The 15,919-nt window shown below is 73.6% G+C and carries 13 protein-coding genes; 10 read left to right on the top strand and 3 right to left on the bottom strand.

The features are described 5' to 3' along the window. Nucleotides 1-411: 411 nt before the first annotated feature. Together ACIPSC_RS00760 and ACIPSC_RS00755 are read left to right on the top strand one after the other, a co-directional pair. Nucleotides 412-1,740 (top strand): FAD-dependent oxidoreductase, encoded by a 1,329-nt coding sequence (locus ACIPSC_RS00760; RefSeq protein ID WP_400821995.1) that lies wholly within the window; start codon nt 412-414, stop codon nt 1,738-1,740. Nucleotides 1,741-1,949: 209 nt separating this feature from the next. After that, nucleotides 1,950-3,179, top strand: coding sequence for a cation:proton antiporter (locus ACIPSC_RS00755; protein ID WP_400821994.1), 1,230 nt, complete (start codon nt 1,950-1,952; stop codon nt 3,177-3,179). A 103-nt stretch (nt 3,180-3,282) separates the two neighbouring features. Here the strand turns inward: ACIPSC_RS00755 and ACIPSC_RS00750 are convergent, their stop codons facing one another. Continuing rightward, nucleotides 3,283-5,172 (bottom strand): regulator, encoded by a 1,890-nt coding sequence (locus ACIPSC_RS00750; protein WP_400821992.1) that lies wholly within the window; start codon nt 5,170-5,172, stop codon nt 3,283-3,285. 309 nt (nt 5,173-5,481) lie between these two features. Between ACIPSC_RS00750 and ACIPSC_RS00745 the strand changes: the two genes are divergently transcribed. The 7 genes from ACIPSC_RS00745 (at nt 5,482) to ACIPSC_RS00715 (ending at nt 12,906) form a co-directional block, all read left to right on the top strand. Then, on the top strand, nt 5,482-6,243 hold the full coding sequence (locus ACIPSC_RS00745; protein ID WP_400821990.1) for a 3-hydroxybutyrate dehydrogenase: 762 nt from the start codon (nt 5,482-5,484) through the stop codon (nt 6,241-6,243). 33 nt (nt 6,244-6,276) lie between these two features. Further along, nucleotides 6,277-7,665 carry an MFS transporter gene (locus tag ACIPSC_RS00740; RefSeq protein ID WP_400821988.1) on the top strand — a complete coding sequence of 463 codons (1,389 nt, stop codon included), beginning with the start codon at nt 6,277-6,279 and terminating at the stop codon, nt 7,663-7,665. Nucleotides 7,666-7,792: 127 nt separating this feature from the next. Next, a complete protein-coding gene (locus ACIPSC_RS00735; RefSeq protein WP_400821987.1) occupies nt 7,793-9,745 on the top strand; it encodes a helix-turn-helix domain-containing protein in 1,953 nt (650 codons plus the stop codon). A 93-nt stretch (nt 9,746-9,838) separates the two neighbouring features. Next, nucleotides 9,839-10,636, top strand: coding sequence for a lipoyl(octanoyl) transferase LipB (lipB, locus tag ACIPSC_RS00730; protein ID WP_400821986.1), 798 nt, complete (start codon nt 9,839-9,841; stop codon nt 10,634-10,636). Between the two features lie 154 nt (nt 10,637-10,790). After that, nucleotides 10,791-11,744, top strand: coding sequence for a lipoyl synthase (lipA, locus tag ACIPSC_RS00725; protein WP_400821985.1), 954 nt, complete (start codon nt 10,791-10,793; stop codon nt 11,742-11,744). A gap of 181 nt (nt 11,745-11,925) precedes the next feature. Next, nucleotides 11,926-12,111, top strand: coding sequence for a hypothetical protein (locus tag ACIPSC_RS00720; RefSeq protein ID WP_238740517.1), 186 nt, complete (start codon nt 11,926-11,928; stop codon nt 12,109-12,111). A 96-nt stretch (nt 12,112-12,207) separates the two neighbouring features. Beyond that, nucleotides 12,208-12,906 (top strand): DUF4191 domain-containing protein, encoded by a 699-nt coding sequence (locus tag ACIPSC_RS00715; protein ID WP_400821983.1) that lies wholly within the window; start codon nt 12,208-12,210, stop codon nt 12,904-12,906. A gap of 168 nt (nt 12,907-13,074) precedes the next feature. Here ACIPSC_RS00715 and ACIPSC_RS00710 read toward each other — a convergent pair whose 3' ends face one another. After that, nucleotides 13,075-13,542 carry an RDD family protein gene (locus tag ACIPSC_RS00710; RefSeq protein ID WP_400821982.1) on the bottom strand — a complete coding sequence of 156 codons (468 nt, stop codon included), beginning with the start codon at nt 13,540-13,542 and terminating at the stop codon, nt 13,075-13,077. A gap of 266 nt (nt 13,543-13,808) precedes the next feature. Between ACIPSC_RS00710 and glnA the strand changes: the two genes are divergently transcribed. Beyond that, nucleotides 13,809-15,221, top strand: coding sequence for a type I glutamate--ammonia ligase (gene glnA / locus ACIPSC_RS00705; protein WP_400821980.1), 1,413 nt, complete (start codon nt 13,809-13,811; stop codon nt 15,219-15,221). 242 nt (nt 15,222-15,463) lie between these two features. Here glnA and ACIPSC_RS00700 read toward each other — a convergent pair whose 3' ends face one another. After that, nucleotides 15,464-15,634, bottom strand: a complete 171-nt coding sequence (locus tag ACIPSC_RS00700) for a hypothetical protein (protein WP_400821979.1) — start codon at nt 15,632-15,634, stop codon at nt 15,464-15,466. Nucleotides 15,635-15,919: the final 285 nt, after the last annotated feature.

The following is a 15,919-nucleotide window of genomic DNA, read 5'->3' as shown; positions in this document are numbered from 1 at the left end:
ACGTCAAGACGGCCACGGGGTGTACGCCCCGGCCGTCGCGCGTCCACGCGGGTGTCCGCGCCGGCCGGTACGGGCCCGCGTACGCCCGCTACGGCATCTGCGCTGGCCAGGGGCATATGCCGAGCGGGGTCGGGCGGGTCCCTGGGAGGGGGCGCACGGGAGCACACGGTGGGCGCGTCGCACGCCCCCGGTGACCGTGCGCGCCCGCCGACCCCCGAACGCGGCCGATTGGGCGCACAGTCCGTGACCGCGCCCCCGCACCGTGCCGCTCAACCCTTCCCGGAGCCCGGATCCGGCCCGATGCGCTTGTCTGACGCTCGTACTGACTGGGCATCACATGGTCGGACCGTGCCCGGCACCCCGCTGCCCGCGTCGGCCGGAGCCCCGGGAACCCAGGGAGGGAGCACGCCAGTGCCCACGTACGACTTCATTCGCCGCGCCCGCCGACAGTCCGACCCGGACGTCGTCGTGGTGGGCGCCGGACTCGCGGGCCTGGCCGCCGCCCGCGTCCTCACCGGCCACGGCCTGAGCGTCCAGGTCCTGGAGGCCACGGACCGGGTCGGCGGCCGGATGGCCACCCGTGAGCTGGACGGCTTCCGGCTCGACCACGGCAGCCAGCTGCTCAACACCGCGTACCCCGAGCTGCGGCGGGTCCTCGACCTCGACCGCCTCGAACTGCGCCCGCTCGCGCCCGGCGTACTCGTGCACAGCGGCGGCCGCCGGTACCGCGCCGGCGACCCCCAGCTGACCGCAGCCCGCCAGGCCACCACCCGGGCGCCGCTGGGCAGTCCGCTGGACCGGGCCCGGCTGGGCGGCTGGCTCGGCAGGCTGGCCACCACCCCGGCGGGGCGGCTGCAGAGCCGGCCGGAGACCACCACCGCCCGCGCCCTGGCCGAACGCGGCCCGGCACCGCGCGCGGTCGACGGCTTCCTGCGCCCGCTGCTCGCCACCCTGCTCAGCGACCCGGCTCTCGGCACCAGCAGCCGGATCGCCGACCTGGTGCTGCGCAGCTACGCGCGCGGCCGGCTCTGTCTGCCCGCCGGCGGGATCGCGGCCGTGCCGGCCCAGCTGGCCGCCGCGCTCCCCGCCGCCACCGTGCGGACCGGGGTGGAGGTCACCGCGATCGCCGCCGACGGCGTGGAGACCGCCGGGCACGGGCGGATCGGCGCCCAGGCCGTCGTGGTGGCGACCGGTGCACGCTCCGCCGCCGAGCTGCTGCCGGGCCTGCGGGTGCCGGACTTCCACCCCGTCACGACCTACTACCACACGGCCGACCGGACGCCGATCGGCGAGCCCGTCCTGCTGCTGGACGGCGACCGGCCGGGCGGGCAACCGCCGCTGGTCTCGCACTCGGTGGTGCTCACCGAGCTGCACCCCTCGTACGCCCCCGCCGGACAGGCGCTGATCGCCACCACGGTGCTCGGCCGGCGCTCCTTCGACGCCGGCGGGCCCGCCGCACTCGAACCGGCGGTGCGCGGGCGGCTGGCGGAGCTGTACGGCACGCCGACCACGGGCTGGCAGTTCCTGAGCGTGCGGCACGTCCCGGACGCGGTACCGGCGATGCCGCCGCCGCACAACAACCGGCGTCCGGTGCGGCTGCTGGCCGGGCTCTACGTCTGCGGGGACCACCGGGACACCAGCAGCGCGCAGGGGGCGCTGGTGTCGGGCCGCCGGGCGGCGGAGGCCGTGGTCCGCGACCTCGGACTGCCGGTCGGGGCCCGGGAGGCCGCGGCGGCCTGACGCCCCTCGGGGCGGCGGGCCGGCACGGCGTGACCCGGGTCGGCCCGAGCGGCCCGGGGTCGGCCCGGGGTGCCCGGGGTGCCTCAAGGCGTGCCGGGCGGCGGTCGGGAACACGCCGCCCGGCTGCCGGGGTGGCAGCCGGGCACGTGCCAGTATGCCGATATGGCCGCTATTCGGACGGTTGCTCCGGACCCCGGACCGGTCGCCCGGTGAGCGCCGGCTTCCGGCCCGATCCGCTCACGCTGGTCCTGATCCCGGCCGCCGCCGTCGCCGCCCCGCTGCTCGCCGACCGGCTGCTGCGCTGGGTCGCCGTCCCCACGGTGGTCTTCGAGATCGTGCTCGGCACCCTGATCGGCCCGGACGTCCTGGACTGGGTGCGCATCGACCCCGCGGTCACCGCGCTCTCCCAGTTCGGCCTGGCCATGCTGATGTTCCTGGCCGGGTACGAGATCGACTTCGCCAAGCTGCGCGGCGGCCCGCTCAAACGGGCGGGCTCCGCGTGGCTGGTGACCCTGGTGGTCGCGCTCGTCGCGGGCGCGCTGGTCAACCCCGACCCGCTGAACGGCGCCTTCGCCGGACTGGTGCTCACCACCACCGCGCTCGGGACGATCATGCCGATCCTGCGCGACGCCGGGGAGCTGCCCACCCCGTTCGGCTCGCTGGTGATGGCGACCGGCGCGGTCGGCGAGTTCGCGCCGATCGTCGCGATCGCGGTACTGCTCAGCGGCAACACCCCGGGCCGGTCCGCGGTCATCCTGGGGATCTTCGCCGTCTTCACCACGGTCGCGGTGTTCTACGCCCGGCGGCCCCGCCCGGGCTGGGTGACCCGGCTGATCCGCCGCACCCTGCGCACCTCCGGCCAGTTCGCCGTCCGTTCGGTGATCCTGGTGCTCGCGACGATGGTGGCCGCCGCGATCTGGCTGGACCTGGACATGCTGCTCGGCGCGTTCACCGCCGGCATCGTCTCGCACCTGCTGCTGGCCGACGTGCCGGAGGCCACCGAGGAGGTGATCGAGGCCAAGCTGGAGGCGATCGGCTTCGGCTTCCTCGTCCCGGTGTTCTTCGTGGTCAGCGGTATGAACTTCGACCTGGAGGCGCTGCTGGACGACCCGGGCACGCTGTTGCTGGTCCCGCTCTTCCTGGTGCTCTTCGTGGTGATCCGCGGGGTGCCGGCCGCGCTGTCCTCCCCGGTCGGGCTCGGCCGGCGGGACCGGGCCGCGCTCGGTCTGTACGCCTCGACCGCACTGCCGCTGGTCGTGGTGATCACCACCATCGAGGTGGACGCCGGGCACCTGTCCTCCTCCTCCGCGGCCGCGCTGGTCGGCGCGGGCATGCTCTCGGTGCTCGCCTTCCCGCTGCTGGCGCAGCGGTTGCGCGGGGACGTCCGCCCGCCGGCCGCCGGTGGCGACCGGCCGCGGGTGAACGCCGAGAGCTGGTAGGGCAGGCGGGCGCGGGCCGGTGCGGAGCGCCGACGCCGCACCCCGCACCCGCACCCGCACCCGCACCCGGCCGCCGACGCCGACGCCGACGCCGACGATGCCGTCAGATCACCCCCGACTGGCGAGCCGTCTCCTCGAAGGCACGGGCCACCGGGCTGCCGCGGTAGGGGGTGAGGCGGCGGTGGAAGTCCCGTACGTACTCCAGCGAGCGGGCCGAGCGCATCTCCCCCGCCGCCCGCAGCGCGTCGGTGGCCATCGAGCAGGCCTCGTCGAGGTCGCCCATGCCGAGCCGGGCGGTGGCCAGCACCAGCCGGCAGAAGATCCGGCTGCGGGCGTAGGCGGGCGAGCGCAGCCGCAGCGACTTCTCGGCGTGCTGGGCCGAGGTGCGCCACTGCTGGAGGTCCCGGTAGCAGTGGGCGAACTCGTCGGAGAGCTGGGCCTCGTCGAAGTACCGGGCCCAGGAGGGGAGTTCGTCCCCGGATCGGGCCGCGGCCAGCGACCGCTCGGCCCGCACCAGCGCGGTGGTGCAGGCCCGGACGTCGCCGAGCAGGCCGTGGCCGCGCGCCTCGGCGGCGTGCAGCAGCGCCTGGACGGTGGGCGGCACGGCGGTGCCCACCCCCTGCTGGGCGACCCGGGCCAGCTGGACGGCCTCCCGGCCGTGGCCGAGGTGCACCGCCTGCTGGCTCATCGTCACCAGGACGTACCCGCCGAGCGCGCGGTCCCCCGCCGCCTGGGAGAGTCGCAGCGCCTGGACGAAGTAGCGCTGGGCCAGGCCGTGGGCGGCGATGTCGAAGGACGTCCAGCCGGCGAGTCTGGTGAGGTCGGCGACCGCGCCGAACAGCGCCCGGCCGATCTGCTCGCCGTAGCGGCCGCGCAGCATCGGCTCGGCCTCGCTCTCCAGGTAGCGGACCAGTGCCTGGCGGGCGTGGCCGCCGCCGTAGGCGTGGTCCAGCGCGCGGAAGAGGTCCCCGACCGCGCGGATCGCGGCGATGTCGCCCCGGCCGACCCGCAGCGCCGGGCGCGGCTCCCGGGCCGGGTCGGTGTACGGCGGCTCGACGGCGACCGGCGGACGCCGGCTCTGGGTCGGGACCCGGCCGAGCGCCGTCCCCGCACCGGCAGCGGCGGCACCGACTGCCGACCCGGTGGCGGCTCCGGCGGCGGCCCGCGCGGCGGCTGCACCGGCCGGGCCGGCTGCCGGGGTGCGGGCCGGGGGCGCGGCGGAGGCGCCCGGCGCACCGGCCGCGGGTGATCCGGCCGCGGCCGTGCCCGTGGGCGGTGGACCGGCCGCGTCGGGCCGGGGCAGGGTGGAGCCGTCGCGGGCGACCCGCTCGTCGGTCCGCCCGATCAGCCAGTCCCGGCTGGGGACGACCAGCCCGGCCGGGGTGAAGGCGATCCGGCGCAGCTCGGACTGCGGGCCGTTGTCCTTGCGCCACATGCTCGCCACGATGTCCACCGCCTCCTGCGGCGTCTCGGCGAACTCCAGGCCGGCGTAGACCGGGGCACAGGCGTCCAGGCCGAGGTCCTGGGCGGTGAGGCGGCGGCCGAGCCGGCGGGTGAAGACCTCTGCGATCAGCGCCGGGGTGGCCCCGCGCGGCTGCTGGCCGCGGAGCCAGCGCGTCACCGAGGTCTTGTCGTAGCGCAGGTCCAGCCCGTGTTCCAGGCCGAGCTGGTCGACCCGGCGGGCCAGGCCGGCGTGCGAGAAGCCGGCCTCCTCGATGAGCGCGGCGAGCTGGCCGTTCTGCGGCGACGGGCCGCTGTGGCCGGACGCCGGCACGGGCGGGGCGGCCACGGCCGTACCGGGCCCGTCCGGGGCGGCCACCGCGCCCTGGTGCCGGTCGGACGTGACGGACGTGGCCCGGGCGGGCACTCGCAACTCGTCGGCGGTCGGGGCGTCGGGGGCGTCCGGAAGGGCCCGGTCGACCGGACCTCGGTGCTGGTCGAGCGGGTCGAGCGGTCCGTACGCCGGGCTGTCGGTTGCAGGCAGTTGGGGCATAGTCAGTCAACACCTCTCGGACGACGCACCGGCTCCACCAGCACTTCGGCTGCCTGTGGCGACGCCCCCTGTCGGGAATCGGCGTGAATGTAGCGAGCATTCGGGCGCTATGGGTGGTTCTGACCGAGCAATCCTCCGAACGGGTGAAGCATCGGCGCCCATTGTGGGGAAGCCAGGACAGGATGGGTTTGGCTCAGGACGGGGGAACCGACGTTCGGCCGTCATAGCGATGACCACCACAGTCCACCCGGGTGCTGTAGCGGACCACTCCATAGGAGCCGGGCCTTCGGATTCCTACCGTTCTCGGCCATGGACACCACTTCAGCCCGCCCGCTGGACGGCCGCACGGCCCTGGTCACCGGCGCCGCCTCGGGCATCGGCCGGGCCTGCGCCGAGGCCTTCGCCGAGGCCGGCGCCCGGGTCTACGTCGTCGACCTCGCGGAAGGCCCGGCCCGCGAGCTCGCCGAGCGGATCGGCGGCACCGCGCTCGTCGCGGACCTCTCCGACCCGGAGGCGGTGGAGGCCCTGCCGGACGACGCCGACATCGTGGTCAACAACGCCGGCCTCCAGCACGTCGCGCCCGTGCACGAGTTCCCGATCGACCGGTTCACCCTGCTCCAGCGGGTGATGGTCGAGGCCCCGTTCCGGATCCTGCGCCGGACCCTCCCGCACATGTACGGGCAGGGCTGGGGACGGGTCGTCAACATCTCCTCCGTCCACGGCCTGCGCGCCAGCGCGTTCAAGTCGGCCTACGTGACCGCCAAGCACGCCCTGGAGGGGCTGAGCAAGACGGTCGCCCTGGAGGGCGCGCCCCACGGCGTCACCAGCAACTGCATCAACCCGGGGTACGTCCGCACCCCGCTGGTGGAGAAGCAGATCGCCGGCCAGGCCCTGGCCCACGGCATCCGCGAGGACGAGGTGGTGGAGCAGATCATGCTCGACCGCACCGCCGTGAAGCGCCTGATCGAGCCGGCCGAGGTGGCCGGGCTCGCCGTCTGGCTCTGCTCGACCCACGCCTCCTACATCACCGGCGCCAGCCTCGCCATCGACGGCGGCTGGACCGCGCACTGAGCGACGCGACAGAAGGAACGAGGAAGAGGAACCATGACCGCCTCCGCACCCGCATCCGCCCCGGCAGCGGGCCGCTCACTCCCGAGAGTGGTGGCCGCCAGCCTGATCGGGACCACCATCGAGTGGTACGACTACTTTCTCTACGGAACAGCAGCCGCGCTCGTCTTCAACAAGCTGTTCTTCCCCACCAGCGATCCGCTGACCGGGACGCTGCTCTCCTTCCTCACCTATGCGATCGGGTTCGCCGCCCGCCCGCTGGGCGCGCTGGTCTTCGGCCACTTCGGGGACCGGATCGGGCGGAAGAAGCTGCTGGTGGTGAGCCTGCTGCTGATGGGCGGCTCGACCACGCTGATCGGCTGCCTGCCCACGTACGACTCGATCGGGGCGGCCGCGCCGGTCCTGCTGACGGCCCTGCGGCTGGTGCAGGGCTTCGCGCTCGGCGGCGAGTGGGGCGGCGCGGTGCTGCTGGTGTCGGAGCACGGGGACCAGCGGCGGCGCGGGTTCTGGGCCTCCTGGCCGCAGGGCGGCGCGCCGGCGGGGAACCTGCTGGCGGCCGGGGTGCTGTCGCTGCTGACCACGGTCCAGTCGGACGCGACCTTCCTCGCCTGGGGCTGGCGGGTGCCGTTCCTGCTCTCCGCGGTGCTGGTCGGCGTCGGGATGTGGATCCGGCTGGCGGTGGACGAGTCGCCGCTGTTCAAGGAGGCGCTGGCGCGGGCCGAGGCGCGCAAGGGCGCGCAGGCGGAGGCCGAGCAGCCGCCGCTGGTCGCGGTGCTCCGGCACCACTGGCGCGAGGTGCTGGTGGCGATGGGCGCCCGGATGGCGGAGAACATCTCGTACTACGTGATGACCACGTTCGTCCTGGCCTACGCGGTGACGCACGTTCACCTGCCCAAGCAGACCGCACTGAACGCGGTGCTGATCGCCTCGGCGGTCCAGTTCGCGCTGATCCCGGTCTTCGGGGCGCTCTCCGACCGGGTCGGGCGCAAGCCGGTGTACCTGGTCGGTGCGGTGGGCGTCGGAATCTGGGCCTTCGTCTTCTTCGGGCTGGTGGACACCAAGTCGTTCGGCGGGCTGGTGCTGGCGGTGACGATCGGGCTGGTCTTCCACAGCGCGATGTACGCACCGCAGGCGGCGTTCTTCTCCGAGCTGTTCGCCACCCGGATGCGCTACTCGGGCGCCTCGATGGGTGCCCAGTTCGCCTCGGTCGCCGCCGGCGCGCCCGCGCCGCTGATCGCCACCGCGCTGCTGAAGGACTACGGCAGCTCGACGCCGATAGCGGTGTACGTGGCGATCGCCGCCCTGGTCACCGTGGGGGCCGTGCTCTGCGCCCGGGAGACCCGCGGCCGGGACCTCGCGGACGTCGGGACCGGGCCGGAGCCCACCGAGCAGGCGGCCGCGGTCGCGAAGCCCGCCACGGCCTGACGACCCCTCGTCGGCCCCTGCCCGACGCTCACCCGGCGCCGGCGCTCGCCTCCCTCGCGAGCGCCGGCCCGTCGTACCCCTGGCGTACCATCGCGCTTCCCGCTCACTGCGATTGGCGGCCCGCCCCATGACCGATCCCCACGCCGGCCCGGCACCGGCGCTGCGCCGACTGCTCGACCTGCTCGCCTCCGGCGCCGCCACCGAGGACTTCGCCGACGTGCTGGCCGACGCCCGGCGCCGGGGGGCCCCGGCCGCGGTGCTGAGCGAGATCGACGACGCCACCTGGCAGGCCCTTCGGGTGCACCGGACGCTGCGTCAGCACCGGCGCCGCGAGGCCGAGCTGACCGCCCTCTTCGACACCGCCGGGGACCTCGCCGCCTCCCGGGAGCTCGACACCGTGCTGCAGGCGATCGTCCGCCGGGCCCGGATGCTGCTCGGCACCGACACCGCCTACCTGACCCTCCCGGACGAGGCCGCCGGCGACACCTACATGCGGGTGACGGACGGTTCGGTCTCCGTGCTCTTCCAGAACCTGCGGCTCAGCCTCGGCGACGGCCTCGGCGGCCTGGTCGCGCAGACCGCCCGCCCGTACGCGACCCCGGACTACCGGACCGACGAGCGGTTCCACCACACCGGCACCATCGACGCGGGCGTCCTGGACGAGGGCCTGGTGGCGATCATCGGGGTCCCGCTTCTGCTCGGCGGGCAGGTGATCGGGGTCCTGTTCGCCGCCGACCGCTCACCGCGGGCCTTCTCCCCCGACGAGGTCGCGCTGCTCTGCACGCTGGCCGCGCACGCCGCGATCGCCCTGGACACCGCCAAGTCGCTGGCCGACACCCGGGCCGCGCTGGCCGAGCTGAACTCCGCCAACGAGCTGATCCGGGCCCACTCGGCGGCCGTCCAGCGCGCCGAGCAGGGCCACGACCGGCTCACCGACCTGGTGCTGCGCGGGGCCGAGGTGCCGGACGTGGCCGCCGCGGTGGCCGCCCTGCTGGGCGGCGAGATAGCCGTACTGGACACCGGGGGCGAGCCGCTGGCCGGCCGGGCGGCGACCGCCGAGGGGCTGGCCGAGGCGGTCGCCGCGTCCCGGACCGAGGGCCGCTCGGTCCGGCACGGCGAGGCCTGGGTCTGCGCGGTGCTGGCCGGCCAGGAGCCGCTCGGCACCCTGGTGCTACGCGGCCGCCCGGACCTCGACGACGCCGACCGGCGGCTGTTCGAGCGGGCGAGCGTGGTGACCGCGCTGCTCCTGCTGCTGCGCCGCTCGGTGGCCGAGGCCGAGAACAGGGTCCGCGGCGAGCTGCTCGCCGACCTGCTCACCGCCCCCGACCGCGACCCGGCCGGGCTGACGGCGCGCGGCCGCCGGCTCGGCGTCGACCTCGGCCGCCCGCACGTGGTGCTGGTCGCCGAGCCGGCCGGCGCGCCCGGCACCGCCGCCACCGACCGCAGCCGGCTGGCCGGCGCCGCCGAGCGGTACCTGTTCGGCTCGCGCGGGATCGGCGCCGAGCACGGCGAGACCGTCGTCCTGCTCGTCCCGGCCGACGGCGCCCCGCCCGGTGCCCGCGGGCCCGATGGACCGGACGCCGCGGACACCGCCCGGCTGGCGGCCGAGCGGGCCGCCGAGCGGCTCGCCCGGCTCGCCGGGTTCCCGGTCACCGTGGGCGCCGGCCGCCCGGCCGCCGGCCCGGTGGCACTGGCCGCCGCCCACGCCGAGGGCCTGCGCTGCGTCCGGGCGCTGCGGGTGCTGGGCCGGTCCGGCGAGGGCGCCTCGGCCCGGGCGCTCGGGTTCCTCGGCGTGCTGCTCGGCGACGGCCACGACGTGGACGGCTTCGTCGGCGCGACGCTCGGCCCGCTGCTGGACTACGACGCCCGGCGCGGCACCGAGCTGGTCCGCACCCTGCGCGCCTACTTCGACTGCGGCGGCAGCCTGACCCGGGCCAAGGACGAGCTGCACGTCCACGTGAACACCGTGGTGCAGCGGCTGGACCGGGTCGAGGTGCTGCTCGGACGGGACTGGAACCACCCCGAGCGCTCGCTGGAACTCCAGCTCGCGCTCCGGCTGCAGCTGCTCTCGGGCGCCTGAACGGCGCCACCGGCCGGGGCGTACAGTGGCGAGGTTGGTCTCGAACGCCTGGCAAGGAGCAGCAGTGACCACGGAGCGCAACGAGGTGGGCGCATGAGCAAGGACATACGGTTCGTGCGCATGGGCATGGGCGAGAGCGCGGTCCCGTACCAGGAGGCCTGGGAGGAGCAGCAGCGGCTGCACGCCCTCCGGGTCGCCGACGAGATCCCCGACACAGTGCTTCTGCTGGAGCACCCGCCCGTCTACACCATGGGCCGGCGCACCAACCCGGCCGACCTCCCGCTGGACGGCACGCCGGTGGTCGAGGTCAACCGGGGCGGCGAGATCACCTGGCACGGCCCCGGCCAGCTGGTCGGCTACCCGATCGTGAAGTTGCCCGAGCCGATGGACGTCGTGGCGTACGTGCGGCGGCTGGAGGAGGCGCTGATCCGGGCCTGCGGCGAGTTCGGCGTGGAGACCACCCGGGTCGAGGGCCGCAGCGGCGTCTGGGTGCTGGGCGAGACCATCCCGGACGCGGTGGTGGACCCGTCGCAGGTCGTCGACATCGGCAAGCTCACCCTGCGGATGGGCCTGCCGCTGGGCATCGACCCGCGGCTGGCCGGCCCCGAGTACGCTCCCTCCAACGCCGGGCAGCGCGGCGACGACCGCAAGCTCGCCGCGATCGGCGTGCGGGTCTCGCGCGGGGTGACCATGCACGGCTTCGCGCTCAACTGCGACCCCGACATGACCTGGTTCGACCGGATCGTGCCCTGCGGCATCCGGGACGCCGGCGTGGCCTCGCTCGCCGGCGAACTGGGCCGGGACTTCCCGGTCGGCGAGGCGCTGACCGCGGTCGAGAAGCACCTGGCGGACGTCTTCGCCGAGCTGCCGGAGCCGGCGTCCGGCCGCTGAGCCCCCGGGGCTCCGGGCCCGGTCCCCGACCGGGCCCGGGGAATCTACCCGCCGGTAGCACTGTTGCCCTGCGATTGCGGGCCGCAGGCCCGGCGAAGGCCGTACAAGCACAGGCGTACCCTGGGGGTACCCCGTCTAGTTCTAGGAGTCGCACGTGTCCGCTGTCGCGCCCGACGGCAGGAAGCTTCTCCGCCTGGAGGTCCGCAACAGCGAGACCCCCATCGAGCGGAAGCCCGAGTGGATCAAGACCCGCGCGAAGATGGGCCCGGAGTACAACGCCCTCCAGTCGCTGGTGAAGAAGGAAGGGCTGCACACGGTCTGCCAGGAGGCCGGCTGCCCGAACATCTTCGAGTGCTGGGAGGACCGCGAGGCCACCTTCCTCATCGGCGGTGACCAGTGCACCCGCCGCTGCGACTTCTGCCAGATCGACACCGGCAAGCCCGCCGAGTTCGACCGGGACGAGCCCCGCCGCGTCGCCGAGTCCATCGTGACCATGGACCTCAACTACGCCACCATCACCGGTGTCGCCCGCGACGACCTGGAGGACGGCGGCGCCTGGCTGTACGCCGAGACGGTGCGCCAGGTCCACGCGATGACGGCCGAGCGCGCCGCCGGCCGCACCGGCGTCGAGCTGCTCATCCCCGACTTCAACGCGGTGCCGGAGCAGCTGGCCGAGGTCTTCTCCTCCCGCCCCGAGGTGCTGGCGCACAACGTCGAGACCGTCCCGCGGATCTTCAAGCGGATCCGGCCCGCGTTCCGCTACGAGCGCTCGCTGGACGTCATCACCCAGGCCCGCGCGGCCGGGCTGGTCACCAAGTCCAACCTGATCCTGGGCATGGGCGAGACCCGCGAGGAGGTCAGCCAGGCGCTGGCCGACCTGGTCGGGGCCGGCTGCGAGCTGATCACCATCACCCAGTACCTGCGCCCGTCGCTGCGCCACCACCCCGTGGAGCGCTGGGTGAAGCCGCAGGAGTTCGTCGAGCTGCAGCAGGAGGCCGAGGAGCTCGGCTTCGCCGGGGTCATGTCCGGCCCGCTGGTGCGCTCCTCGTACCGCGCCGGGCGGCTGTACCGGCAGGCGCTGGACCACCGGGCGCAGACCGCGGTCTGACGGCCGCAGGGGCCGGCCGGGCCCGTTCGCACCGGCCGGATTGCGCCATCCGAAGGGGCGGAGCCACGGCTCCGCCCCTTCCGGTTCATCGGGCTTTGACTGGAAGGTCACGGCCTGGTAACACGGGGTGGTGACGATGGGGGCGTTCGAACCATTTCCACCACGAGGGGAGCTGTTCGACATGCAGGTCGGCATCCGGTCGGTGGGCACCGCGTTGCGGCTGGCCGAGAGCGTTCTGCTGGCGGGCGGCCAGCGCCAGGCGCGGCGCAACGCCTGGGCCGCGGTCTGCGAGAACCGCCGGTACGCGGCGGCCCGGGAGCGCGACGCGCTGCCCGTCGGACCGGCCGCGGAGGCCGCGCGGCGCTGAGACCGGTACCGCTGCGCGACCGCACGGGTTCACCAGGGTCACGTTCTGGGCGAACGGGTACCCGGGCTTGGATATCCCGTACCCACGGCACGTACCATGAGCGTTATGGCGAGGGAAACATCCGAGAACCCCGGGCGACTGAAGCAGATCCGCCTGGCGTACACCATGACCAAGAAGGTCGACACCAAGATCGGCCTGATCATCGCCGGCGTCGGCCTGCTGACCTTCGGCGTGTTCCTCGCCATCGGCTTCGCAATCGACCACCCTGTCTACCTGGGCATCCTGGGCTTCATCGTGGCCTTCCTGGCCATGGCGATCGTCTTCGGGCGCCGGGCCGAGCGCGCCGCGTTCGGGCAGATGGAGGGCCAGCCGGGGGCCGTAGCGGCGGTGCTGAACAACATCCGCCGCGGCTGGAGCGCCAGCTCCACCCCGGTCGCGGTGACCCGCAACCAGGACGCGGTCTACCGCGCCGTGGGCCGGGCCGGCATCGCGCTGATCGGTGAGGGCAACCCGAACCGGGTGCGCCAGCTGCTGGCCTCCGAGAAGAAGAAGATGTCCCGGGTCGTCGGCGACGTCCCGGTCTACGACATCGTCGTGGGCAACGGCGAGGACGAGGTCCCGCTGAAGAAGCTGCAGATCCACCTGATGCGGCTGCCGCGCGCGATCACCCCGGCCCAGGTCACCGAGACCAACGACCGGCTGCGTGCGCTGGGCGACCTGCTCTCCAAGGCGCCGATCCCCAAGGGCCCGATGCCCAAGGGCGCCCGGATGCCCAAGGGCGGCCAGACCCGCTGATCCACCCTCCCCATCGAGACGAGACGGCCCCGCCGCGGAACCTCCGCGGCGGGGCCGTTCGGTGTTTCGGGGGCCGGCGGGCGGCCGGGGCTTCCGGGGGTCCGGGCGCCAGAGCGCCGGGGGCCGGAGCGCCGGGGGCCGGAGCGCCGGGGGCCGGCCGGACCGGGCCTAGATGCGGACCTCGACGGTGCCGACGGCCTTGTCGTGCAGGCCGCGGGTGTCCCGGTCCCAGACCAGGGCCGGCACCAGCAGGCAGAGCAGCAGGGTGCGCAGCATCACCTGCGGGATGGTGGCGCGGCTGCCGTCCAGGCGCACCACCCGGAGGCCGAACAGCCGCTTGCCGACCGTCGTCCCGGTCGTGGCGAGCAGCACCGCGGTGACGGCGAAGAAGAGCGGGGTGGTCCACAGGTTGGCCGAGCCCGGGGAGCCCTTGGCGATCAGCCCGAAGGCGACCAGGGAGACCAGCCAGCCGTCGACGAACAGCGCGCCCAGCCGGCGGCCCGGTCCGGCGACCGAGCCGGTGCCCTCCTTGGGCAGCCCGAGGCGCTCGCCGCGGTAGCCGAAGTCGGCGCCCATCTTCTCGGCGGCCGCCTTCGGGCCGTCGATCCACGATCCCAACGCTTCTCTGGTGTCCACGAATCCACACTAACCGGGCGTACACCGGGAGCCGCCACCGACTCCCCCGGAGGGTGAATCGGGCCTCCCCGGGCTTTCCGCCGGAGCCGCCAAGTGGTCCAGACCACTTCGGCAGCGCCGCCTGGGCGGGCGAAGCGATTTGCCCCGGAGCGTACGGCTTTGCCGCCTGTTCAACGGCGGCGGTTAACATTCAGGAAACGACCGGGTCACCGGTTGGAAACGGGCCATTCCTAGGGTGAGCCCCATTCGCACGCCGAGGAGGATGGATGTTCAACAACGCCGCCGAAGTGAAGCAGTTCATCCAGGACAACGATGTGAAGTTCATCGACGTCCGGTTCTGCGATCTCCCGGGCGTCATGCAGCACTTCTCCGTGCCCGCCGCGACCTTCGACCCGGCCGACACGCTGATGTTCGACGGCTCGTCGATCCGCGGCTTCCAGGCCATTCACGAGTCCGACATGGCGCTCGTCGCCGACCTGGCCACGGCCCGGCTCGACCCGTTCCGCAAGGACAAGCACCTCAACATCAACTTCTTCATCCAGGACCCGGTCACCGGCGAGGCCTACAGCCGCGACCCGCGCAACGTCGCCAAGAAGGCCGAGGCCTACCTCGCCTCCTCCGGCATCGCCGACACCGCGTTCTTCGGCCCCGAGGCGGAGTTCTACGTCTTCGACTCGGTCCGCTTCGAGACCAGCGCCAACGCGTCCTTCTACCACATCGACTCCGAGGCCGGCGCGTGGAACACCGGCGCCGCCGAGGGCGACGTGCGCGGCTACAAGGTCAAGTACAAGGGCGGGTACTTCCCGATCCCGCCGGTCGACCACTTCGCCGACCTGCGCTCCGAGATGTCCCTGGAGCTGGCCGCGGCCGGTCTGGAGGTCGAGCGCCAGCACCACGAGGTCGGCACGGCCGGCCAGGCGGAGATCAACTACAAGTTCAACACCCTGCTGCACGCCGCCGACGACCTGATGCTGTTCAAGTACATCATCAAGAACGTCGCGTGGCGCAACGGCAAGACCGCCACCTTCATGCCGAAGCCGATCTTCGGCGACAACGGCTCGGGCATGCACGTCCACCAGTCGCTCTGGACCGAGGGATCCCCGCTCTTCTACGACGAGCAGGGCTACGCGGGGCTCTCCGACACGGCCCGCTACTACATCGGCGGCCTGCTCCGGCACGCCCCGTCGCTGCTGGCCTTCACCAACCCGTCGGTGAACTCCTACCACCGGCTGGTGCCCGGCTTCGAGGCGCCGGTCAACCTGGTCTACTCCCAGCGCAACCGCTCGGCCGCGATCCGCATCCCGATCACCGGCTCCAACGCCAAGGCCAAGCGCATCGAGTTCCGCGCGCCGGACCCGTCGTCCAACCCGTACCTGGCCTTCTCGGCGATGCTGATGGCCGGCCTCGACGGCATCAAGAACAAGATCGAGCCGCTGGAGCCCGTCGACAAGGACCTCTACGAGCTCGCGCCGGAGGAGCACGCCAACGTCCCGCAGGTGCCGTCCTCGCTGCCGGCCGTGCTGGAGGCGCTGGAGGCCGACCACGAGTACCTGCTCGCGGGCAACGTCTTCACCCCGGACCTGATCGAGACCTGGATCGACTTCAAGCGCACCAACGAGATCGCCCCGATCGCCCTGCGCCCGCACCCGCACGAGTTCGAGCTCTACTACGACCTGTAGGGGCACCGCCGACCTGCGGAAGCGCAGGTCGGCCTCTCACCGTTTCCGCAGGTCAGCACCTCGCTGACCTGCGGAAACTTCGTGCGCCCGACTCACATCGAAGGCGGTGTAGCGGAGATGCGCCCGCCGCCTGAACAGCGTCACCGGCCTCCCAGCCCTCTTGGGCGGTCTCGGCGCGGGCTGAGCGCCATCGTTGGCGGGGCCGTGGCACCCCAACGGCGCCGCACGTCCGGCAACCCGGCTCACGCCTGCACCTGACCGCCCTTCAGGACACCACCGCAGGCCAAGCTCTCCGAGGGGGCGACTTTGTCGATCCGACCAGCGACCAACCGCTCTGTGAGTCCGCTGTCCGGCAGGGTCGCCAATGCCTCGCGCAGCGAACAAACCAGGAAATCGGGATCGATCCGGTTCACATAGGTTGGGAGTCCGTGCAAACCGTTCTCCAGGTAGTGGACGTCCCCGTGTGCCGCATTGACTCTGCGCGGCCACCAGCGCGGCCCTCACCGGCCAGCACCTCATCCACTACCCGGACCAGCTGCTCCATCCACTGCGCCAGTGCTCCCTCACCTGGCCCACCTGGACACGCCGAATCCGGCAACTATCCCACGTCGGTCACCCCCCGTGTGTACTTGTTACGTCAGTCACCGGACATCACCACAGCGCCCCGACGAGAGCCATATCGCCCCTGGGCGCTCTGA

Source organism: Kitasatospora sp. NPDC090091 (assembly GCF_044747365.1).
Taxonomy (GTDB): domain Bacteria; phylum Actinomycetota; class Actinomycetes; order Streptomycetales; family Streptomycetaceae; genus Kitasatospora.
This window is presented reverse-complemented; position numbering and strand designations above follow the sequence as displayed.